General features: G+C 33.1%; 18 protein-coding genes and 1 riboswitch. Of the genes, 10 read left to right on the top strand and 8 right to left on the bottom strand.

The genetic code is table 11. The annotated features are described in order from the left end of the window. Positions 1–61: 61 nt before the first annotated feature. Positions 62–532, bottom strand: coding sequence for a DinB family protein (locus IV513_RS06275; protein WP_209389753.1), 471 nt, complete (start codon positions 530–532; stop codon positions 62–64). A 249-nt stretch (positions 533–781) separates the two neighbouring features. Between IV513_RS06275 and IV513_RS06270 the strand changes: the two genes are divergently transcribed. The 9 genes from IV513_RS06270 (at position 782) to IV513_RS06230 (ending at position 9120) form a co-directional block, all read left to right on the top strand. Further along, the gene (locus tag IV513_RS06270; RefSeq protein ID WP_209389752.1) at positions 782–1786 is read left to right on the top strand and encodes a MoxR family ATPase; all 1005 of its coding nucleotides are present in this window, start codon (positions 782–784) and stop codon (positions 1784–1786) included. A 94-nt stretch (positions 1787–1880) separates the two neighbouring features. Next, positions 1881–2744, top strand: a complete 864-nt coding sequence (locus IV513_RS06265) for a DUF58 domain-containing protein (protein WP_209389751.1) — start codon at positions 1881–1883, stop codon at positions 2742–2744. 65 nt (positions 2745–2809) lie between these two features. Then, positions 2810–3706, top strand: a complete 897-nt coding sequence (locus IV513_RS06260) for a BatD family protein (protein WP_209389750.1) — start codon at positions 2810–2812, stop codon at positions 3704–3706. Then, positions 3699–4697, top strand: coding sequence for a VWA domain-containing protein (locus IV513_RS06255; protein ID WP_209389749.1), 999 nt, complete (start codon positions 3699–3701; stop codon positions 4695–4697). Before IV513_RS06260 ends, IV513_RS06255 begins: the two co-directional genes overlap by 8 nt. Further along, entirely contained in the window at positions 4697–5704 is a 1008-nt protein-coding gene (locus IV513_RS06250; RefSeq protein ID WP_209389748.1) for a VWA domain-containing protein, read from the top strand. The genes IV513_RS06255 and IV513_RS06250 overlap by 1 nt, the downstream gene beginning before the upstream one ends. A gap of 119 nt (positions 5705–5823) precedes the next feature. After that, positions 5824–6525 carry a tetratricopeptide repeat protein gene (locus IV513_RS06245; protein WP_245168877.1) on the top strand — a complete coding sequence of 234 codons (702 nt, stop codon included), beginning with the start codon at positions 5824–5826 and terminating at the stop codon, positions 6523–6525. Then, on the top strand, positions 6525–8270 hold the full coding sequence (locus tag IV513_RS06240; RefSeq protein ID WP_209389746.1) for a BatD family protein: 1746 nt from the start codon (positions 6525–6527) through the stop codon (positions 8268–8270). Before IV513_RS06245 ends, IV513_RS06240 begins: the two co-directional genes overlap by 1 nt. 44 nt (positions 8271–8314) lie before the next feature. Further along, entirely contained in the window at positions 8315–8917 is a 603-nt protein-coding gene (locus IV513_RS06235) for a MarC family protein (RefSeq protein ID WP_209389745.1), read from the top strand. A 5-nt stretch (positions 8918–8922) separates the two neighbouring features. After that, on the top strand, positions 8923–9120 hold the full coding sequence (locus tag IV513_RS06230) for a hypothetical protein (RefSeq protein WP_209389744.1): 198 nt from the start codon (positions 8923–8925) through the stop codon (positions 9118–9120). Between the two features lie 56 nt (positions 9121–9176). Here IV513_RS06230 and IV513_RS06225 read toward each other — a convergent pair whose 3' ends face one another. The 5 genes from IV513_RS06225 to IV513_RS06205 form a co-directional block, all read right to left on the bottom strand. Beyond that, a complete protein-coding gene (locus IV513_RS06225) occupies positions 9177–10151 on the bottom strand; it encodes a chorismate-binding protein (RefSeq protein WP_209389743.1) in 975 nt (324 codons plus the stop codon). A 176-nt stretch (positions 10152–10327) separates the two neighbouring features. Then, entirely contained in the window at positions 10328–10765 is a 438-nt protein-coding gene (locus IV513_RS06220; RefSeq protein ID WP_209389742.1) for a PaaI family thioesterase, read from the bottom strand. A 30-nt stretch (positions 10766–10795) separates the two neighbouring features. After that, entirely contained in the window at positions 10796–11401 is a 606-nt protein-coding gene (locus IV513_RS06215) for a 1-acyl-sn-glycerol-3-phosphate acyltransferase (RefSeq protein WP_209389741.1), read from the bottom strand. Between the two features lie 306 nt (positions 11402–11707). Then, positions 11708–13390: a PspC domain-containing protein gene (locus IV513_RS06210; RefSeq protein ID WP_209389740.1), complete on the bottom strand. Its 1683-nt coding sequence runs from the start codon at positions 13388–13390 to the stop codon at positions 11708–11710. 11 nt (positions 13391–13401) lie between these two features. Further along, positions 13402–13731 (bottom strand): PadR family transcriptional regulator, encoded by a 330-nt coding sequence (locus IV513_RS06205; protein ID WP_209389739.1) that lies wholly within the window; start codon positions 13729–13731, stop codon positions 13402–13404. Between the two features lie 291 nt (positions 13732–14022). On the opposite strand from IV513_RS06205, the gene IV513_RS06200 reads away from it, so the two are divergent. Beyond that, positions 14023–14616, top strand: coding sequence for an HD family hydrolase (locus tag IV513_RS06200; protein WP_209389738.1), 594 nt, complete (start codon positions 14023–14025; stop codon positions 14614–14616). Between the two features lie 39 nt (positions 14617–14655). On the opposite strand, the gene IV513_RS06195 is transcribed toward IV513_RS06200, so the two are convergent. Together IV513_RS06195 and IV513_RS06190 are read right to left on the bottom strand one after the other, a co-directional pair. After that, on the bottom strand, positions 14656–15039 hold the full coding sequence (locus IV513_RS06195; RefSeq protein ID WP_209389737.1) for an acyl-CoA thioesterase: 384 nt from the start codon (positions 15037–15039) through the stop codon (positions 14656–14658). Between the two features lie 113 nt (positions 15040–15152). Next, a riboswitch (cobalamin riboswitch) is annotated at positions 15153–15333 on the bottom strand. Positions 15334–15367: 34 nt separating this feature from the next. Next, positions 15368–16162: a hypothetical protein gene (locus IV513_RS06190; RefSeq protein ID WP_209389736.1), complete on the bottom strand. Its 795-nt coding sequence runs from the start codon at positions 16160–16162 to the stop codon at positions 15368–15370. Positions 16163–16251 lie beyond the last annotated feature (89 nt).

The raw sequence follows: 16251 nt of genomic DNA, 5'->3' as shown, positions 1-16251 counted from the left end.
AAATTCAAAATCTAAAATGGGATATTTCTCGTTTGAATTTTTTGCCTTTTTCAAGGTTTTTCTAATTTTTTTCTCCTAAAATAGCTCTTCTCTGTGCCATTACATAGCCATAATGTAAGCTTTCGTGGATATTGTTGAATATAATCGCATCCTGAATGCTCTTCAAATCCATTCCGAAACTGGTGGTGTAAGGAGTGTAATCTGAAAAAAAATCGCTGTCGTAATCTTTCATTAATGTTTTTGAAGTTTCTGTAAGTAGAAATTCAAGATCTTCAACTTCAGATTTCTGCACATTTAGATTCGGTAAAGTTCCCTTTTTATAAGTTTCTATCCAGTATTTATCTATTCTGAAAGGATTGCCGCTTAGATAATAATGTAACAATTGCTGTGTTGCGACTGTATGAGCGATATTCCAGTAAATATTATTGTTAAAACCATCAGGAATCAGCAAAAGATCTTCGTGGGAAGTGTTTTGGAGAATATCTAAAAGGTTTTTTCTAACTTGTCTGTGCGCTTGAAAATGATAATTCATTTTGCGAAAATTTAATTGCCAAAATTAGTTTAATAAACTGAAAATGACAATTCTTAAACCGCTTATCCTTCAAATATTACGTATTTTTATGATATTCTTGCCTGAGTATATGATTTTTAAACGAAACTCCTGAAAAATGAAAGGTTTGTTTTGAAATTTATTTAACAAACTTTAACTCAAAAATGGCATTTATTGTGTTGATTAATGTAAGTTTTTATCAGAAATTTACCCATTATTTTAATTTAAACTATGTCAGATTCATATCAAGCAGAAGACATCCGTCAGCTTACGGAAAAAGTGAAAGAACAGAATTACTTTTTCAGTCTTCTGAGGCAGGAAATCAACAAAGCAATTATCGGTCAGCAATATATGATAGACCGTCTTTTAATAGGTCTTTTGGGAAATGGGCACGTTCTTCTGGAAGGGGTTCCTGGTTTGGCAAAAACTTTAGCGATAAAAACTTTGGCAGAAGCGGTTCATGGGGAATTTTCCAGAATTCAGTTTACGCCGGATCTTCTTCCTGCAGATGTTGTTGGGACGATGATTTTTAATATTAAAGACAATGATTTTTCTATTAAAAAAGGACCTGTTTTTGCAAATTTTGTTTTAGCAGATGAGATTAACCGTGCACCGGCAAAAGTACAGTCGGCTCTTTTGGAAGTAATGCAGGAGAAACAGGTAACCATTGGTGATGAAACCATGTCTTTGCCGAAGCCATTTTTGGTTTTGGCAACTCAGAACCCAATAGATCAGGAAGGTACTTATCTTTTGCCTGAAGCACAAAGCGACCGTTTTATGCTGAAATGCAAAATAGATTATCCTGAATTTGAAGATGAAAGAAAAGTGATGAGAATGGTTTCTACTTCGCATCAACCGGAAATTAAACAGGTAATTTCACTTCAAAATATTGTTGAAGCGAAGTCATTGGTCAATCAGATTTATCTGGATGAGAAAATTGAAAAATATATTTTGGATATGGTTTTTGCCACTCGTTATCCTGAAAGATACGGGCTTGCCGATTTAAAAAACTATATCAGTTTTGGAGCTTCTCCAAGAGCATCTATCAATTTGGCTATTGCATCAAGAGCGTATGCATTTCTGAAGGGCAGAGCATTTGTTATTCCTGAAGATGTAAAATCTTTAGCTCAGGATGTTTTAAGACATAGAATTGGATTGACATTTGAGGCAGAAGCTGAGGAAATTAGTTCTGAAGAAATTGTGAACAGAATTTTAGCTAAAATCCAAGCACCCTAATTAATTTAGCAATGTAGCAGTTTACTAATTTTCCAATTTACCATTTTTTTATTGTTATATTGATAAACTTATACATTGTTTTACATTTGAAGTCATGCAGATAAAAGATATTGTAAAAAAAGTAAAGCAGATAGAAATCCGTACCAGAAAGAAAACGGAAGCTTCGCTTATGGGGCAGTATCACAGTGCTTTTAAAGGGCAGGGAATGACGTTTTCTGAAGTTCGTCCTTATCAGTTTGGCGACGAAATCCGAAGAATAGACTGGAATAAAACGGCTCGTTTTCGGGAACCTTTTGTAAAAGTAATGGAAGAAGAAAGAGAATTAACCATGATTATTCTGGTAGATATTTCTTCTTCTATGGATTACGGAACCAAAACCCAACTGAAAAGAGAATATGTAGCTGAAATTGCCGCAAGTCTTGGTTTTTCTGCAGCAGGAAATAATGATAAAGTTGGTCTTATTCTTTTTGCAGATAAAGTGTACAAAGTAGTGCCTCCGGGAAAAGGAAGAAAACATATTTTATCTATTATCAGTCATATTTTAACGGCAGAGTATGTTCCAGCTGTTTCAAAAGTAGATAAAGCTTTAGAATATATGATGGGTGTTTTTAAAAGAAAATCTTTGGTTTTTCTGCTGTCGGATTTCGAAGACGATTACGATTCTAAAACGCTTCGTGTGGCTTCCAAAAAACATCAGCTTTTAGGAATGAGAGTGTATGATGAAAAAGATAACGAGATTCCTGATGTGGGGTACGTTCTCCTGAATGATTCGGAAACGGGAAAAAAAATATGGGTGAATACATCCAGCGCGAGATGGAGATATACTTTTGCTGAAGCTCAGAAGCAGAAACTCAGAATTGTGGAAGAAGATTTTTCGAAATCTTCGGCAGAATTGGTGAATGTTAGCGTGGGAGAAGATTATTCAAAATTATTATACAACTACTTTCAAAGAAAATAATTCAATTAAAAAATGTTGGGCTCAGTTTTAAGCTTACATTTTTCAACCTAGAATGATACATTAAATTGAAAAAAATATTTTTATTACTGTCATTTTTAATCTGTGCAAACTTGTTTTCGCAGCTGCTTTCTTCAAATCTTGAGAAGAAAACTCTGGCTTTGGGAGAAGTGAACCGCTTGGTTATAAAAATTGATAATTTAAGAAGCAAATCTGTAATTGCTGCTCAAAAAAACGAGCTTCTGCCTTTTCATTTTGAAGAAGTAAAAGACAGCATAGGGATAAATTCTTCCAGTTATGAAAGAATTGTAGAATTTGCTGTTTATGAAGAAGGAAATTTTAAAATACCCGAGCTTGAATTCAAAGTAGGAGATAAAATTCTCAAAACCATTCCTTACGAAGTTGAGGTCATTAATACTGCCAAAAAAGAAGATCAGATTAATGATATAATGAATAATAAAGAAGTCAATCTTGAAGCTGCAGATTATTGGGATTTATACAAATGGTATGTTTTATCAGCTTTGGCTTTTATTGCATTAATTATTGCTGTGGTAATCTTGTTAAAATACGGAAGAAAAAGCAAAGATCCTGCAATTGTCGCTACCAACCAAACTTTAAGAGAACTGGATTCTTTGAAGAAGAAAAAATACATTGAAGAAGGAAATTACCGATCTTTTTATGTGGAATTAATTGATATTTCCAGAAAATTCATTACTAAACAATACAATATTCCCGCAGATGTTTTGCTTACAGATGATCTGATTTCTTTAATGAAACAGAACAACACCATTTCTCCGGAAAATGAAAAAATTGTGGAAGATGTATTTTTACGAGGCGATTTGGTGAAATTTGCAAAAACCTTTCCCGATCAGGAACTTATGCAGAAAGATTTTGGAGAAATAAGAGATTGGGTGAAGCGTTCATCCAAAGATATTGAATTCGAAAACCTGAGAAAAGATGTTTAATTTAGATTTCGAATTTTACAGTCCGTGGTTTTTTCTGCTGTTTTTGGTTTTTCTTCCGTTATTATTCAGAGATTTCAGCCAGAAAAAAAGAAAAGGAGTTAAAGTTCCCACCATTCAGAATATGGATGAGAACAACCGTATCTTACCGGTTCTTTCTTTCCTGAAAATCTCCAAATACATTATACTTTCGGCACTTATTATTGCAATGGCGAGACCGAGAACGTTTTCTGTATCTCAGGAGAGAGACGAAACCAAAGGTGTGGATATTATGCTTGCGGTAGATGTTTCGCTGAGTATGTTTTCTAAAGATTTTGAACCCGATCGATATTCTGTTCTAAAAAATATTGCGGTAGATTTTATTAGAAAACGCCCCAATGACCGATTTGGATTGGTTAATTATAAAATGGAAGCCTTTTTGAAAGTTCCTTTAACTTTTGATCATAATGCCGTTATCCATGAAATAGAAAATCTCAACCAAAGAGAAATGATGGACGGAACTTCTGTGGGAGACGGGTTGGCTGTTGCGGTAAATCATTTGGTGAAAAGTAAAGCCAAAAGCAAAGTGGTGATTTTAATGACGGATGGCGTAAGCAATAAACTAAACGGATTGTTTCCGCCTCAGGTTGCGGCTATTCTTGCAAAAGATAACAATATCAAAGTTTATTGCATCGGGATAGGAACCAATGGATATGCGCTTATGCCTTATAACTATGATGAATTCGGATTTTATTACACCGAACAGCAGGTTTCTATTGATGAAGATACTTTAAAGGAAATTGCTGCAACAACAGGAGGAAAATACTATCGTGCGGATTCTGAAAATAAACTACAGGAAATCTATTCTGATATTAATAAACTCGAGAAAACAGATCTTAAGGTTACAAAAAATTATAATTATGAAGAGCATTTCAGGATTTTTCTCTGGATAGCTTTTGGAGTCCTTATTTTAGATGCAGTGTTACGTTGGATACTTTATAAATTTTTAAGCTGATGAACTGGTATTTAGGAAATAATTGGTATTTACTTTTGCTCTTGGTCTTACCTCTTTTAGCATGGGTAATTGTGAAGTATCTTGGCTGGAAAAAAAATAAACGGAAACTCTTTGCAGAATCTAAATTTCATCAAAATTTATTTGAAAAAAACACGTCTTTCAGCAAGTTTTTTCCTGTTCTGTATATTTTAGCTGTATTTTTTCTTGTACTTTCAATAATAGATATTCTCAGTGGTTTCGAGAAAATTAAGTCTGTACAGAAAATGAACAATGTGATGTTCGTGATGGATGTTTCCAATTCTATGAATGCGGAAGATATCGATCCGGATCGTCTTACACAAGCGAAAAATATCATCATCAATACGATTAAAGAACTGAAGAATGATAAGATAGGAATCGTAATTTTTGCAGGAGAAGCCGTCTCTGTAATGCCATTAACTACCGATTATAATTCTGTGGAAACTTATATTTCAGATTTGCAGACGGATAATATTACCATTCAGGGAACCGATTTTCTTAAGGCAATGGAAGTTACTGTTTCAAAATTTAAAAATATCAGTAAAGGATCAAGAAAAGTAGTTCTTATTAGTGATGGTGAAGACAATGAAGGTAATGACAATGCAGCGATAAGACTTGCCAATTCAGAAGGAATTAGCATTACTTCAGTAGGTATTGGGACAGATGAAGGAGCGCCGGTTCCTGTGTATGAATTCGGGCAGCTTGAAGGTTATAAATTAGATGCAAACGGAGAAACGGTTATTTCTAAAAGACAGACAGATGCTCTTAAAAAAATGGCTGCATCTACCGGAGGAAACTATATCGACGGAAACAATATGAAAGATGCTCCCAAAAGAATTGCTGAGGAGTTGAGTAAAAAAATGTCGTCAACAGATACCGAGGTAAATTCCAGGAATGCAAATCATTATTATCAATATTCTCTAGCCGTTTCAATACTCATTTTCATGATTATTTTTATTTTTAATCCGAAAAGAGATTTCAATATTTAGTCTTAAATAAATCTGTATTCACTTTAACCCAATTTTAACAATTAAAACGCTGTTTATTAACATTTAAAGAGATAATTTTGCAAGGGATGAATACTAAATTTTTATTTTCAGCGTTTATAATGTCTTTTTTATTTTCGGGTTTTATTTTCGGACAGGAAAATTACAGAACATTAGTATTCGAAGGAAATCAAAAATTTAAAGGGAATGATTTCGATGGAGCTTCTTCCAAATTCATGGAAGCAATAAAATCTAATGCAAAAGATTTTACTGCTCATTATAATCTTGGGAATGCGTTATATAAAAAGCAAAAATATCAGGAAGCAAAAGAAGAATATTCTAAAGCCGAGAAACTTTCTCGTACTTTGCCCGATAAAGCTGCTGTACTGCATAACTTAGGAAATACCATGATGCAGATGAATGAAGCCGAAAAAGCTGCCGATTATTATAAGCAGTCTCTTAAACAAGATCCCTACAATGAAGCCACAAGAAAAAATTATGAAATTGCCAAGTTGAAGCTGAAAGAACAACAGCGTAACAGTGGAGATAAAAACAATTCTCAGGGAAAAAGTGGAGAGGGAGAAGATAAAAATAAGGGCGAAAAGGGAGATTCTAAAGATAAGAAGAAAGATAAGGGAAATGGTCCTCAGCAAAGTAAAGGCGAAGATCAAAAGCCTAAAGGAAACGGAAATCAAGGTAAACTTCCAAAAGATTTACAGAAAGCAATTTTAGACAGTATAGACGGCAGAGAAAAACGCACTGCCAGAAGAATTTTAAACAATAAATCTTATTCTCCGCCTGCAAGCAACGAGAAAGATTGGTGATGAAGCAAAAAATTATTTACGCGATTTTTACCCTTATATCTGTAATTTCTTACGGACAGGTTGATCTCAAGATGAAGCCTGATAAAACAGATTATAACGGGAACGAAATTGTAAATCTTACCATTATTCTACAGCTGAATGGCGATAATCTTGTTCAGCAAAGTAAAATAATGCTTCCGGATTTGTCTAAATTCAATATGATAGGCAATGGTTCTTACAGCCAGAGTTTTGTAGAAGCAGGAGCTAATTCTTCTGAAGATCAGTTTGTTAAACAATATGTAACCAGAATAGCATTAGAACCGAAGCAGAAAGGTAAAATTAAAATTGGTTCTGTACTGGTTAACATCAATAATAAGATATATAAAACTGAGCCTTTCAATATTTTCATTAGAGATGTAGAGAAAAAAACAGCTTCAAATATCAGTAACGATGTGTATCTCAATATGGAAATTGAGGACAGAGAAGTTTACCAGGATCAGCCGACAATTGCTGTATTGAGAGTGTATTCTAAAAATATGGATCACCTCAGAAAAGTAAAAAATATAAAACTTCCCAATCAGGAAAATATCAATGTACACCCTGTCAGTTTAAAAAGATCAGAAATAGATCCTAATGGATACGCCAACATGGCATCGCAGGTTTTGGCTGTTTTTATGGTTTTTCCCAACGAATCCGGGTATGTTGAAGTACCGGCTGTTTCGGCATCTGTAAATACATTCGCCAGTAAAAATTCCATAGTATCTAATAAAGTAAAGCTTAACGTTAAAAAACTTCCGGAAGGTTCTCCCGAATCTTTTAAAAATGCGGTGGGAAATTTTAAGGTAGATGTTTTTCATAATTCTAAAGAAAAAATTGAAGTCCAAAAGCCCTTTAATGTTACGGTGAAAGTTTCTGGCGAAGGAAATTTAGCCGATTTGTCGCTTCCTAAAATAGAAGTTTCACCTTTTTATGAGGTATTTGCTCCCAAAATTTCGTCTTTTGTACGTCCCGGAAAAACAGGCATGAAAGGTGAAATCCTGGCAAAATATGTTGTAATTCCTAAAAAAGCAGGAGATTTTGTTGTTAAAACCGAGTCGTTTTCATTTTTTGACCCAAGAAATAAAGAATACACAGATTTAGGCGAGAAAAAAATGGCAATAACTGCCTTTTCGCACGATGAGGTTTTAGAATCTAAATCTACTGTAGAAAAGGTGAACGAATATACCAATACTTTCCTTGAAACAGTAGATAGCCCCGTTCTGAAAACAACTTCTTTTAAAGTTAAGGAAAAAAGCAAACTAAACTGGAATGTATTTTTTATAAATGTTGGGCTATTTTTGAGTTTGATTATTATGTATTTCGGTTTCAAAAATTGGCAGAAAAAACGTTTTATTGTTAAAGAAAAATTAGTTGGTAAAGATTTGGGATCTGTTGCAGAAACTGAAGCTGAGATTCGGGAAAGTCTGAAAACAGATGTATCAGATTATTTTGCATATTTAGAAAATCTTAAAACTTTTGGCAATTATTCGAAATTTTTTCAGACAGTCGATGAATTGGATCACGAAGTGAGAAGCCAGTATTTTCAAAGTTCAAAGCAGGATTTTGTTGTTTTTCTGGAAAGAGATAAAGGACGTTCTGTGGCAGAACAGTATCAGGAACTTCAGCAAAAAATTCAAATCGAGAAATATTCTCCTCTTACATCAGAAGATTCTATTGCGAATATACTTACAGATGTTGTTAAATTATACAGTTTGATTAGTAAATAGTCATTTTTTATTTATATTTTTGCGAAATTAATAATCGTAAAGGTATGGAGGTTTTCAACGGTTTTGCAATTAAAGAGGTTTTTACCAGTTTTATGGTATTGTTTGCGGTAATAGATATTATAGGTTCTGTTCCTATTGTAGTAAGTCTGCAACAAAAGTTCGGTCAGATTGAAGCAGGAAGAGCTTCGGTTACGGCGGGGCTTATTATGATAGTCTTTCTTTTTGTAGGGAATAAAATTCTTAAATTTATTGGTGTAGATGTTAATTCATTTGCCATTGCCGGTGCTTTTGTAATCTTTATTATTGCTTTGGAAATGATTTTAGGAATTGAAATTAATAAAACTACAGAAGCGAAATCTGCCTCTATTGTTCCCATTGCATTTCCTTTAGTTGCGGGTGCGGGTACATTAACGACTACTTTGTCTTTACGTGCAGAATTTCATGATATTAACATTATTTGCGGTATTATTCTCAATACAATTTTCGTATATTTGGTGCTGAAATCTGCTAAGTGGATTGAGATGAAAATGGGAGAAGCTTCTTTGGCAATTCTTCAGAAAGTTTTCGGGATCATTTTGCTGGCAATTTCAATAAAATTGTTCACCGCTAATTTTGCACAGCTTGTACAGAATTATTTTAATTTTTAATAATCATGCAGAAGTTTTATAAAGTATTTTTGGTACTGTTTATCGTTTTTATTGCTGTTAATTTATATGCATTAGACTGGAGATCTGAAGTTTTATCTGAAGATAATCTTAAATTTGTATTTTCAATTCTATGTGCAGTTTTGGGCTTAATCCTGCTTTTTGTACTCAATACCTGGAGCAAAATAGGATTAAAGAAGCAATAATGTATACTATTTAAAAATATAATCCTCTTTCAGTGATTTGAAAGAGGATTTTTGTTTTAATCGAAAGAAAGATTTTTCAGCACGGCTTCAGATTTAAGTTCTGTTTCTATCCATTCCTTTTCTGGCGAACTTTCGGAAGTAATTCCTCCGCCTACAAAAAGATGAACTGCATTTTTGTAAAGTTTTGCACACCTAAGATTCACGAAATAACTGATGTGGGTATGATTTTCAATTTTAATACATCCGGCATAAAGTTCTCGAGGAAATTTTTCTGTTTTTTGAATTTCATTTTTGCAGAAATCTTTTGGAATTCCACAAACGGCGGGAGTAGGGTGGAGTTCTGATATAATTGAATCTAATTGATCCGGATTTATTTTTAATCGAAAATCTGTTTTAAGATGTTTAATATTTCCCGAAATATGATCGTAGGTTTCAGACTCTTTTAATGTATTTTGAGTGTCGTAGTTTTCGAGGATTGATCTGATATAGTCGGATACAGGTTTCTGCTCTTCAATTTCTTTGTGCGACCAGTTTTCATTTACTGCAATGGTTCCTGCAAGACTCATGGTTTCAAATTCCTGAGTGGTTTTATTGAATTTTCCTAAAACTTCAGAGAATGCACCAATCCAACATTCTTTACCATCAAAAAAGAAATATTTAAAGGCATTTGGGTAATTTTTGCAAAGATTTGAAAAGCTTTTTTTCAAATCTATTATTCGAAAATCCCTAATAATCTTTCTTCTAGACAAAACAAGCTTGGGGAGATTATTTTCTTTAATTATCTCAATTACTTCATTTAATTTTTGAATATATTCTTCCTGATTTTCTGCAGTATATTCTTGTTCCTCATGGAGAAGAATAGAAGAATCTATATTAAGTTTTTCGAATTCCTGAGCATGTATTTCCGTAAGGGTTCCTTCAAATTTTTTGATTTCTGAATTATCGAACGAATGAAATTCTATGGGATGATCTTCAGAATTTTGGGTAACGGAGTATATTTTTTCATCAAAAGGAAACTGGAAGTAAATCATAAATCAATGCATTGCTAAAGAATTTCCATTAACATAAGAGATAATTGGAAAATCCTTTTGGCAAAGGTATTTTAGGTTTTAAAGTATCATTTTTAATTGAATTGAGAATTAATTTGATTAACAATTCAATTTCATACAAAAAAAGACTCGGTGTTTGAGTCTTTAAAGTTTTTAAATTATCTGTTGATAATATTATTCGTCATGGTTGTATGGTTAATTAGCTGGTTTTTCTCATCGCGTATTTCGATTTCAGAAACATGCATAGTTTTACCTTTTCGGATAAATCTTGCAACAGCCGTTACGATGCCGTCTTTTTTACTTCTCAAATGGTTAGAATTGATGTTTGTTCCTACGCCATAATATTTGCTGCCATCAATAAAGAGATTAGACAGGCTAGAACCTAAAGTTTCTGCCAAAACACAACTCGCTCCGCCGTGTAAAATCCCAAAAGGCTGATGAACTTTTGGCTGTACTGGCATTATTGCGGTAAGTGTTTCGTTTTCCAGATCAATATCTGTGAATTTTATTTCCAGAGTTTTAGCCAGTGTAATTCCTCCGCCCCAATTGTTTAAAAATTCAAGAATTTCTTCTTTAGATTTATTTTCTAAGTCCATGTTTTTATAAATGATGATGAAATAATATTACTAATTTTCTTTATTTGTAGCTTCGTGTTCTGTGCCCATGATATTGGGATTCCAGTTGGCTGCGATTTTTGGAGTAATATCATATTTTATATAATAATCCTGTATTTCCTGCATAATTTCGGAAAAGCTTGCAGTTTCCAGTCTTTCGTAAGGAATTTTGTATCCCAGAAAAACTGTATTACGTTTAAAATCGCCTGCAGCCAATACAATAGGAACTTTTGCAGCCAATGCCATGTGATAAAAGCCTTTTCTCCATTTTGGAACCCAGCTTCTTGTACCTTCCGGAGTAATTACCAGACTGAAATCTTCTTTTGCAAACTGTTTTGCCACAAAATTTACCAAATCATTTTTTTGGCTTCTGTCTATCCCAATTCCTCCTAATCCTCTTACAATGGCACCGTACCAAGCTTTTGTATGTGCGTCTTTAATGATAATTTTAAGCTTTTTTCCTAAAGACCAATAAGCAAGATTTCCCAAAAGATATTCCATGTTATGGGTGTGCGGAGCCACTACAAGAATACATCGGTTAAGATTATTAACATCTCCCTGAAGTTCTACTTTCCAACCCATTAATTTCAGCACTAATTTGCCTATCAGTTTCTTCATTTTTATCTAAGTTTAAAACAAAAAAGTATAACCAAATAATGGTTATACTCTACAAATATATTGATTTATTGTGGCTCTTAAAATAAACTGCTGATAAAATCTGCAATTTTTACGGCGATTTCTAAAACTACCTGTACCATGATTTATTTTTGTTTAAAATTTAACGATTTTAAAGTACGAATATAAGAATATTTTCTGTAATAAAACACTTTTTGTTAAAAAAAATATCTTTTTTTTGAGAGAAGAAGGGTGTGAATTTCAAACGGTTGTCTTACGTTCACACCTTCATCACTCTCTAGCCTTTAATTATTTGGTTTTAATAGATAGTTCTTTTTTGCCGTCTTTAATTTTAATGTCCATATTTTTTATTTTACCCACATTCATCTTCACGGTATCGGTTATTTTCTTTGCTTCGTCTTTAGGGTATTTTTTTCCGTTAATGATTACGCTGTCCTTATCATCCGGATTGTATTGTATGGTAGATCCGTTTATTTTTATCACATTTTCATATTCATCCTCATCTTCATGATTTTCAATGTCCTGTTCTCCATTGCTCAAATCAATATCATCTTTTTTTAATGAAATAACAACCATATTCTGAGGAACTACCAATTCATAGTCTATATGATATTTTCTGAAACGATGATCGTATGGGTATTTTACGTAGTTTGGAAGAATAACTTTATTATTGCTTATTTCTATCGGTACATTTACATTAAGCGGAATATTATAGCCTTTTGCTTCTTTTTTAATAACAAGGTAAGGTGTTTTTATATCTGCTTTACGAATAACATTTACCTCTACCCAGTCTTTTTTGTAAACATAATTTTTGTCTGAGTATAAATCATCATCATATCCAATAAAATTCTGAGGAATGGTAATTTGTTTTACATCAACAAAAAGAGTATCAGATTTGGTATTAATCGCAATTTCTTCGGTGTCTTCTTTATGTCCTGTAAAAAGCATATCTCTTTTTGCCATACTTATTCCGAAGTAGGTAGATAATCCTATTACTGCAAGAAATAGTGCTCCAACAACCCATCCGATATTTCTCAGTTTTGTTTTAGGAGAGAAAATTTTAATACTCAGTAACGTAAATAATATTGCAGGAATTAAAGATCCTATAATAATTATTGCTGCCAAAACATTGTACAGACCATTGTCATCAAAAAAGAATCTCATTTCGTTTGCACCGGGAAAGTTTGAATCAATTCCAAATAGCCCGAAAACTACAAATACTCCTATTATGCTGCTTACTGCCATTATGGCGAAGAAAATTCCGATAATGTATTTTAGAACATTCCATATTCCGCTCCCTGCATTGTTTATGTATGGCTTATTTTCGTTATAAATTTCGCCTGCTCTTGCAGTTGTTTCATTGGCAAACTGTACAATTTTACTAGATTCTTCCTTTAGATTATCAAAATTCAGAGGTTTACCTTTCATTTTCAAAAAATCGGATGCGGTTTCTGCTTTTGGTAAAACTGCCCAAAGAATGAAGTACAAAACAATCACTAATAAAGAAGATCCAGGAGCTACCCAAAGAAAAATGAATGCTCCAACCCAGATAAGTCTCATCCAGGTAATATCCATTCCGGAATATGCTGCTAAACCCGCACAAACACCGGCAATTTTTTGGTTTTCAGGATCGCGGAATAATTGTCTCTTGTCAGAATAATAAGTTCCTGAACTGCTTTTCTTAGAATTTTTTTCTGAATAGTATGCTTCTTCCTGCTCTTCAATTTTTTCTGGAGAACCAATCTGAGCAATAACTTTTTCTACATCCGCATCATTAATTACTTCTCGTCTATTCAAAGTTTCTTTGAAGATTTCTACCATTCTTATTTCTATATCGTGCATTACTTCATCTGCTTCGGAAGCGTCTAATGAGCTTCTCAGAGCATTTAAGTAATCGCTGAGCTTAATATATGCATGTTCTTCTATGGTAAAAGAAAAACCTGCGAGTCCTATTGAGAGTGTCTTGTTCATAGCGTTTGTTTTTAATTTTTTTGAGTGATTTGGTTTACAGAATCTGTAAGTTCTTTCCAGGTGTTTTGCAGTTCGGATAAAAACATTTTGCCTTTTTCTGTGATCTGATAGTATTTTCTGGGAGGTCCTCCTGTAGATTCTTCCCATCTGTAGGAGAGAAATTCTCCGTTTTTCAATCTTGTAAGAAGAGGGTAGAGGGTTCCTTCCACTACATCCAGTTTTCCTTTTTTTAATTCATCTATCAAATCCGAAACATACATTTCACGATGATTGATGAGGCTTAAAATACAGAATTCCAGAATCCCTTTTCGCATTTGCGCTTTGGTATTTTCGGTATTCATTGTTAATTGGTTTTGTTAATTTGTTATCATTATTTCAGAAAAAAATTCTCAGCTAATGAATCTATTCTGATTTTATATTACAAAGATATGTAATTAAAATGGTATTATGCAATACAAAGTAGTAAAATAAATTTTAAATTAAATTTAAGTATTTGATAATCATTAATTTAAATTTAAATATACTTTTGGTTTTAAAAAAATATATGAATTGAGCATTAAATTTTCATTGTGTTGATAAAATCTAAGTAGATCGTTTTGTTCAAAATAAATAGGAATTCTTAATTTTGTGGGATGAAAATTCAGAAAGAAATCGATTTTATTATTGCAGTAGATGCATTAAAAAATGTTCAGCGCAGAAATTATAATGCAGACGATTCGCGAAGGGAAAATACGGCAGAACATTCTTGGCAGATTATTATTTTGGCTCAGATTCTTTATCCTTATGCAAAAAATAGAGCAGATATAGATTTGTTGAGAGTAATAAGAATGCTTTCTATTCATGATTTGGTGGAGATTGAAGCCGGAGATACTTTTCTTTTTGATGAAGCTGCTATGATTGGCAAATTTGAAAGAGAAAAGCTTTCTGCACAGAATATTTTTGGAATTTTAGACGAACCCATCCGTTCAGAATTTTATAATCTCTGGCTGGAGTTTGAAGAGGAGAAAACTCCGGATGCTATTTTTGCCTGTGCAATAGACAGAATAATGCCCTTTATTTTAAATTCTCATACTTCGGGGAAAAGCTGGACGGAAGCTAAAGTAACCGAAATTCAGATAAGAAAAATGCTCGAAAATGCTATATGCAGAGCTTCTGATGAGATGGAAGAAGCTTTTCATGCTCTTCTGAATCTCAGTTTGGAAAACAAAAAAGTGATAAAGCAATAATAATTTCGGCGGGCAAAGCCCGCCGAAATTATCAAGATATTATAATATCTGTATCGGTTTTTTGTGCTCATCAATGGCTACAAACGTGAAATCTCCTACAATTGCCCTTTCTCTTTCGTAAGAATACATTTGCTCGGTGTAAATCTCAACATTTACTTTCATACTGGTTCTGCCTACATAAGAAACTTTGCCAATAAGTTCTATAATGGTTCCTGCGGGAATTGGCTTTTTAAAATCAATTTTATCGCTACTTACTGTTACAACGCGTTTTCTGGCGAATCTTGTTGCGGATATAAATGCTACTTCATCCATAAGCTGCATCGCTGTTCCTCCGAAAAGAGTATCGTAATGATTGGTGGTGCTTGGGAAAACGGCTTTGAAAATTCTTGTTTCGGAAGCTTTAATTCTTTCTTCTGTTGTCATTTTACATATTCAATTTAAAAGCGAAAAAGCATTTAAACCAACAGAAAGAACTTGGAAGATTGTAAAATCTTTAAGCTGCTGTCAATCTAAAAACTTCAATCGCGAAAGTTTTTATTTTAAAACGAAAAATTGGCAGGTCTCCTGGCTTGTAACTCTCATATATCTCCTTCCCATATTTTGTACAGTGGTTTATGATAAAGATTATAGTTACTAACAGTTGCGCGACAGCTCGTGATTTTCACACGATTCCCTTTTCATTTGCGGTTAAGCAAAACCATTTTTTCGAAAACCATCTAAGGTATTCTTTTGCAAAGGTAAAAAAATAGAATTATTCTGGATTGCTAAAAATAATCTGACTGATTACTTTTCCTTCTTTAATTGTCCAAAGAGTGGTATATCTGTGTTCTCCAGATCCGTTTATCATATAAAGAAAAATATGATCTTTGTCGATAGATGAAACGCCTACTTTATCAAAATCCATAGTGGGCTGAAACATGTTTTTTATGGCTTCTCTTACAAAAACAGAACCTCTTCCGGGTTGCTGCACTCGGATAGATTTTATTTCGGTAAGACCTTCCGGGAGTTCTTTACCTATTCCCCATGTTTTTACTTTATCAATTTTAATAATATTTCCTTCAGAATCTTTCTCCTGTTTCCTGTAACTTGCATTGGAAGGATAAATATCTATAATGACTTTTGTACGCTCGTTTGTTGGAGTTTTTTGGTTGGTATCGTCAGTAAAAATAAGCGATTTTCCATTTTTAGATTTAGAAGGCGTAAATTTTGGAAGCTGATCTACATAAGCAATTCTTTCTTTGTTTACCATTCCTTCTTTGGTAAGACTGTCGTATCGTACGAACGGTTTAGGAATTTCTTCTTTTTCGGGATATTTAATCCAAATCCAATCTGTTTCTCCGGGAGCGGGTTTTACATAAACAAAAACATCACCTTTACGCATTCTTATTTTATCAACAATTTTTCGGTAATCTTCTTTATGAACACGTACCATTGCATATCCTTCCTCTGCTTTTACCACACCAAAAGGTACTTTGTTTTGTGCAAATATTAAACATGAACAAAAAATGAATACAGATAAAAAAAATGCTTTATTAAAAAATTTCATTGTTTAAAGGAATATTTTTGTAGCTCAAAGATATAATTAATTATTTTTTTTGTGATAATAATATTGTAATTCTTCCGAATCTCTTATTT

The sequence above is a fragment of the Chryseobacterium sp. RR2-3-20 genome (genome assembly GCF_017808115.1).
Taxonomy (GTDB): domain Bacteria; phylum Bacteroidota; class Bacteroidia; order Flavobacteriales; family Weeksellaceae; genus Chryseobacterium; species Chryseobacterium oryzae.
Note: the sequence above shows the minus strand (reverse complement) of the source record. Positions and strands in the feature narration are given on the sequence as shown.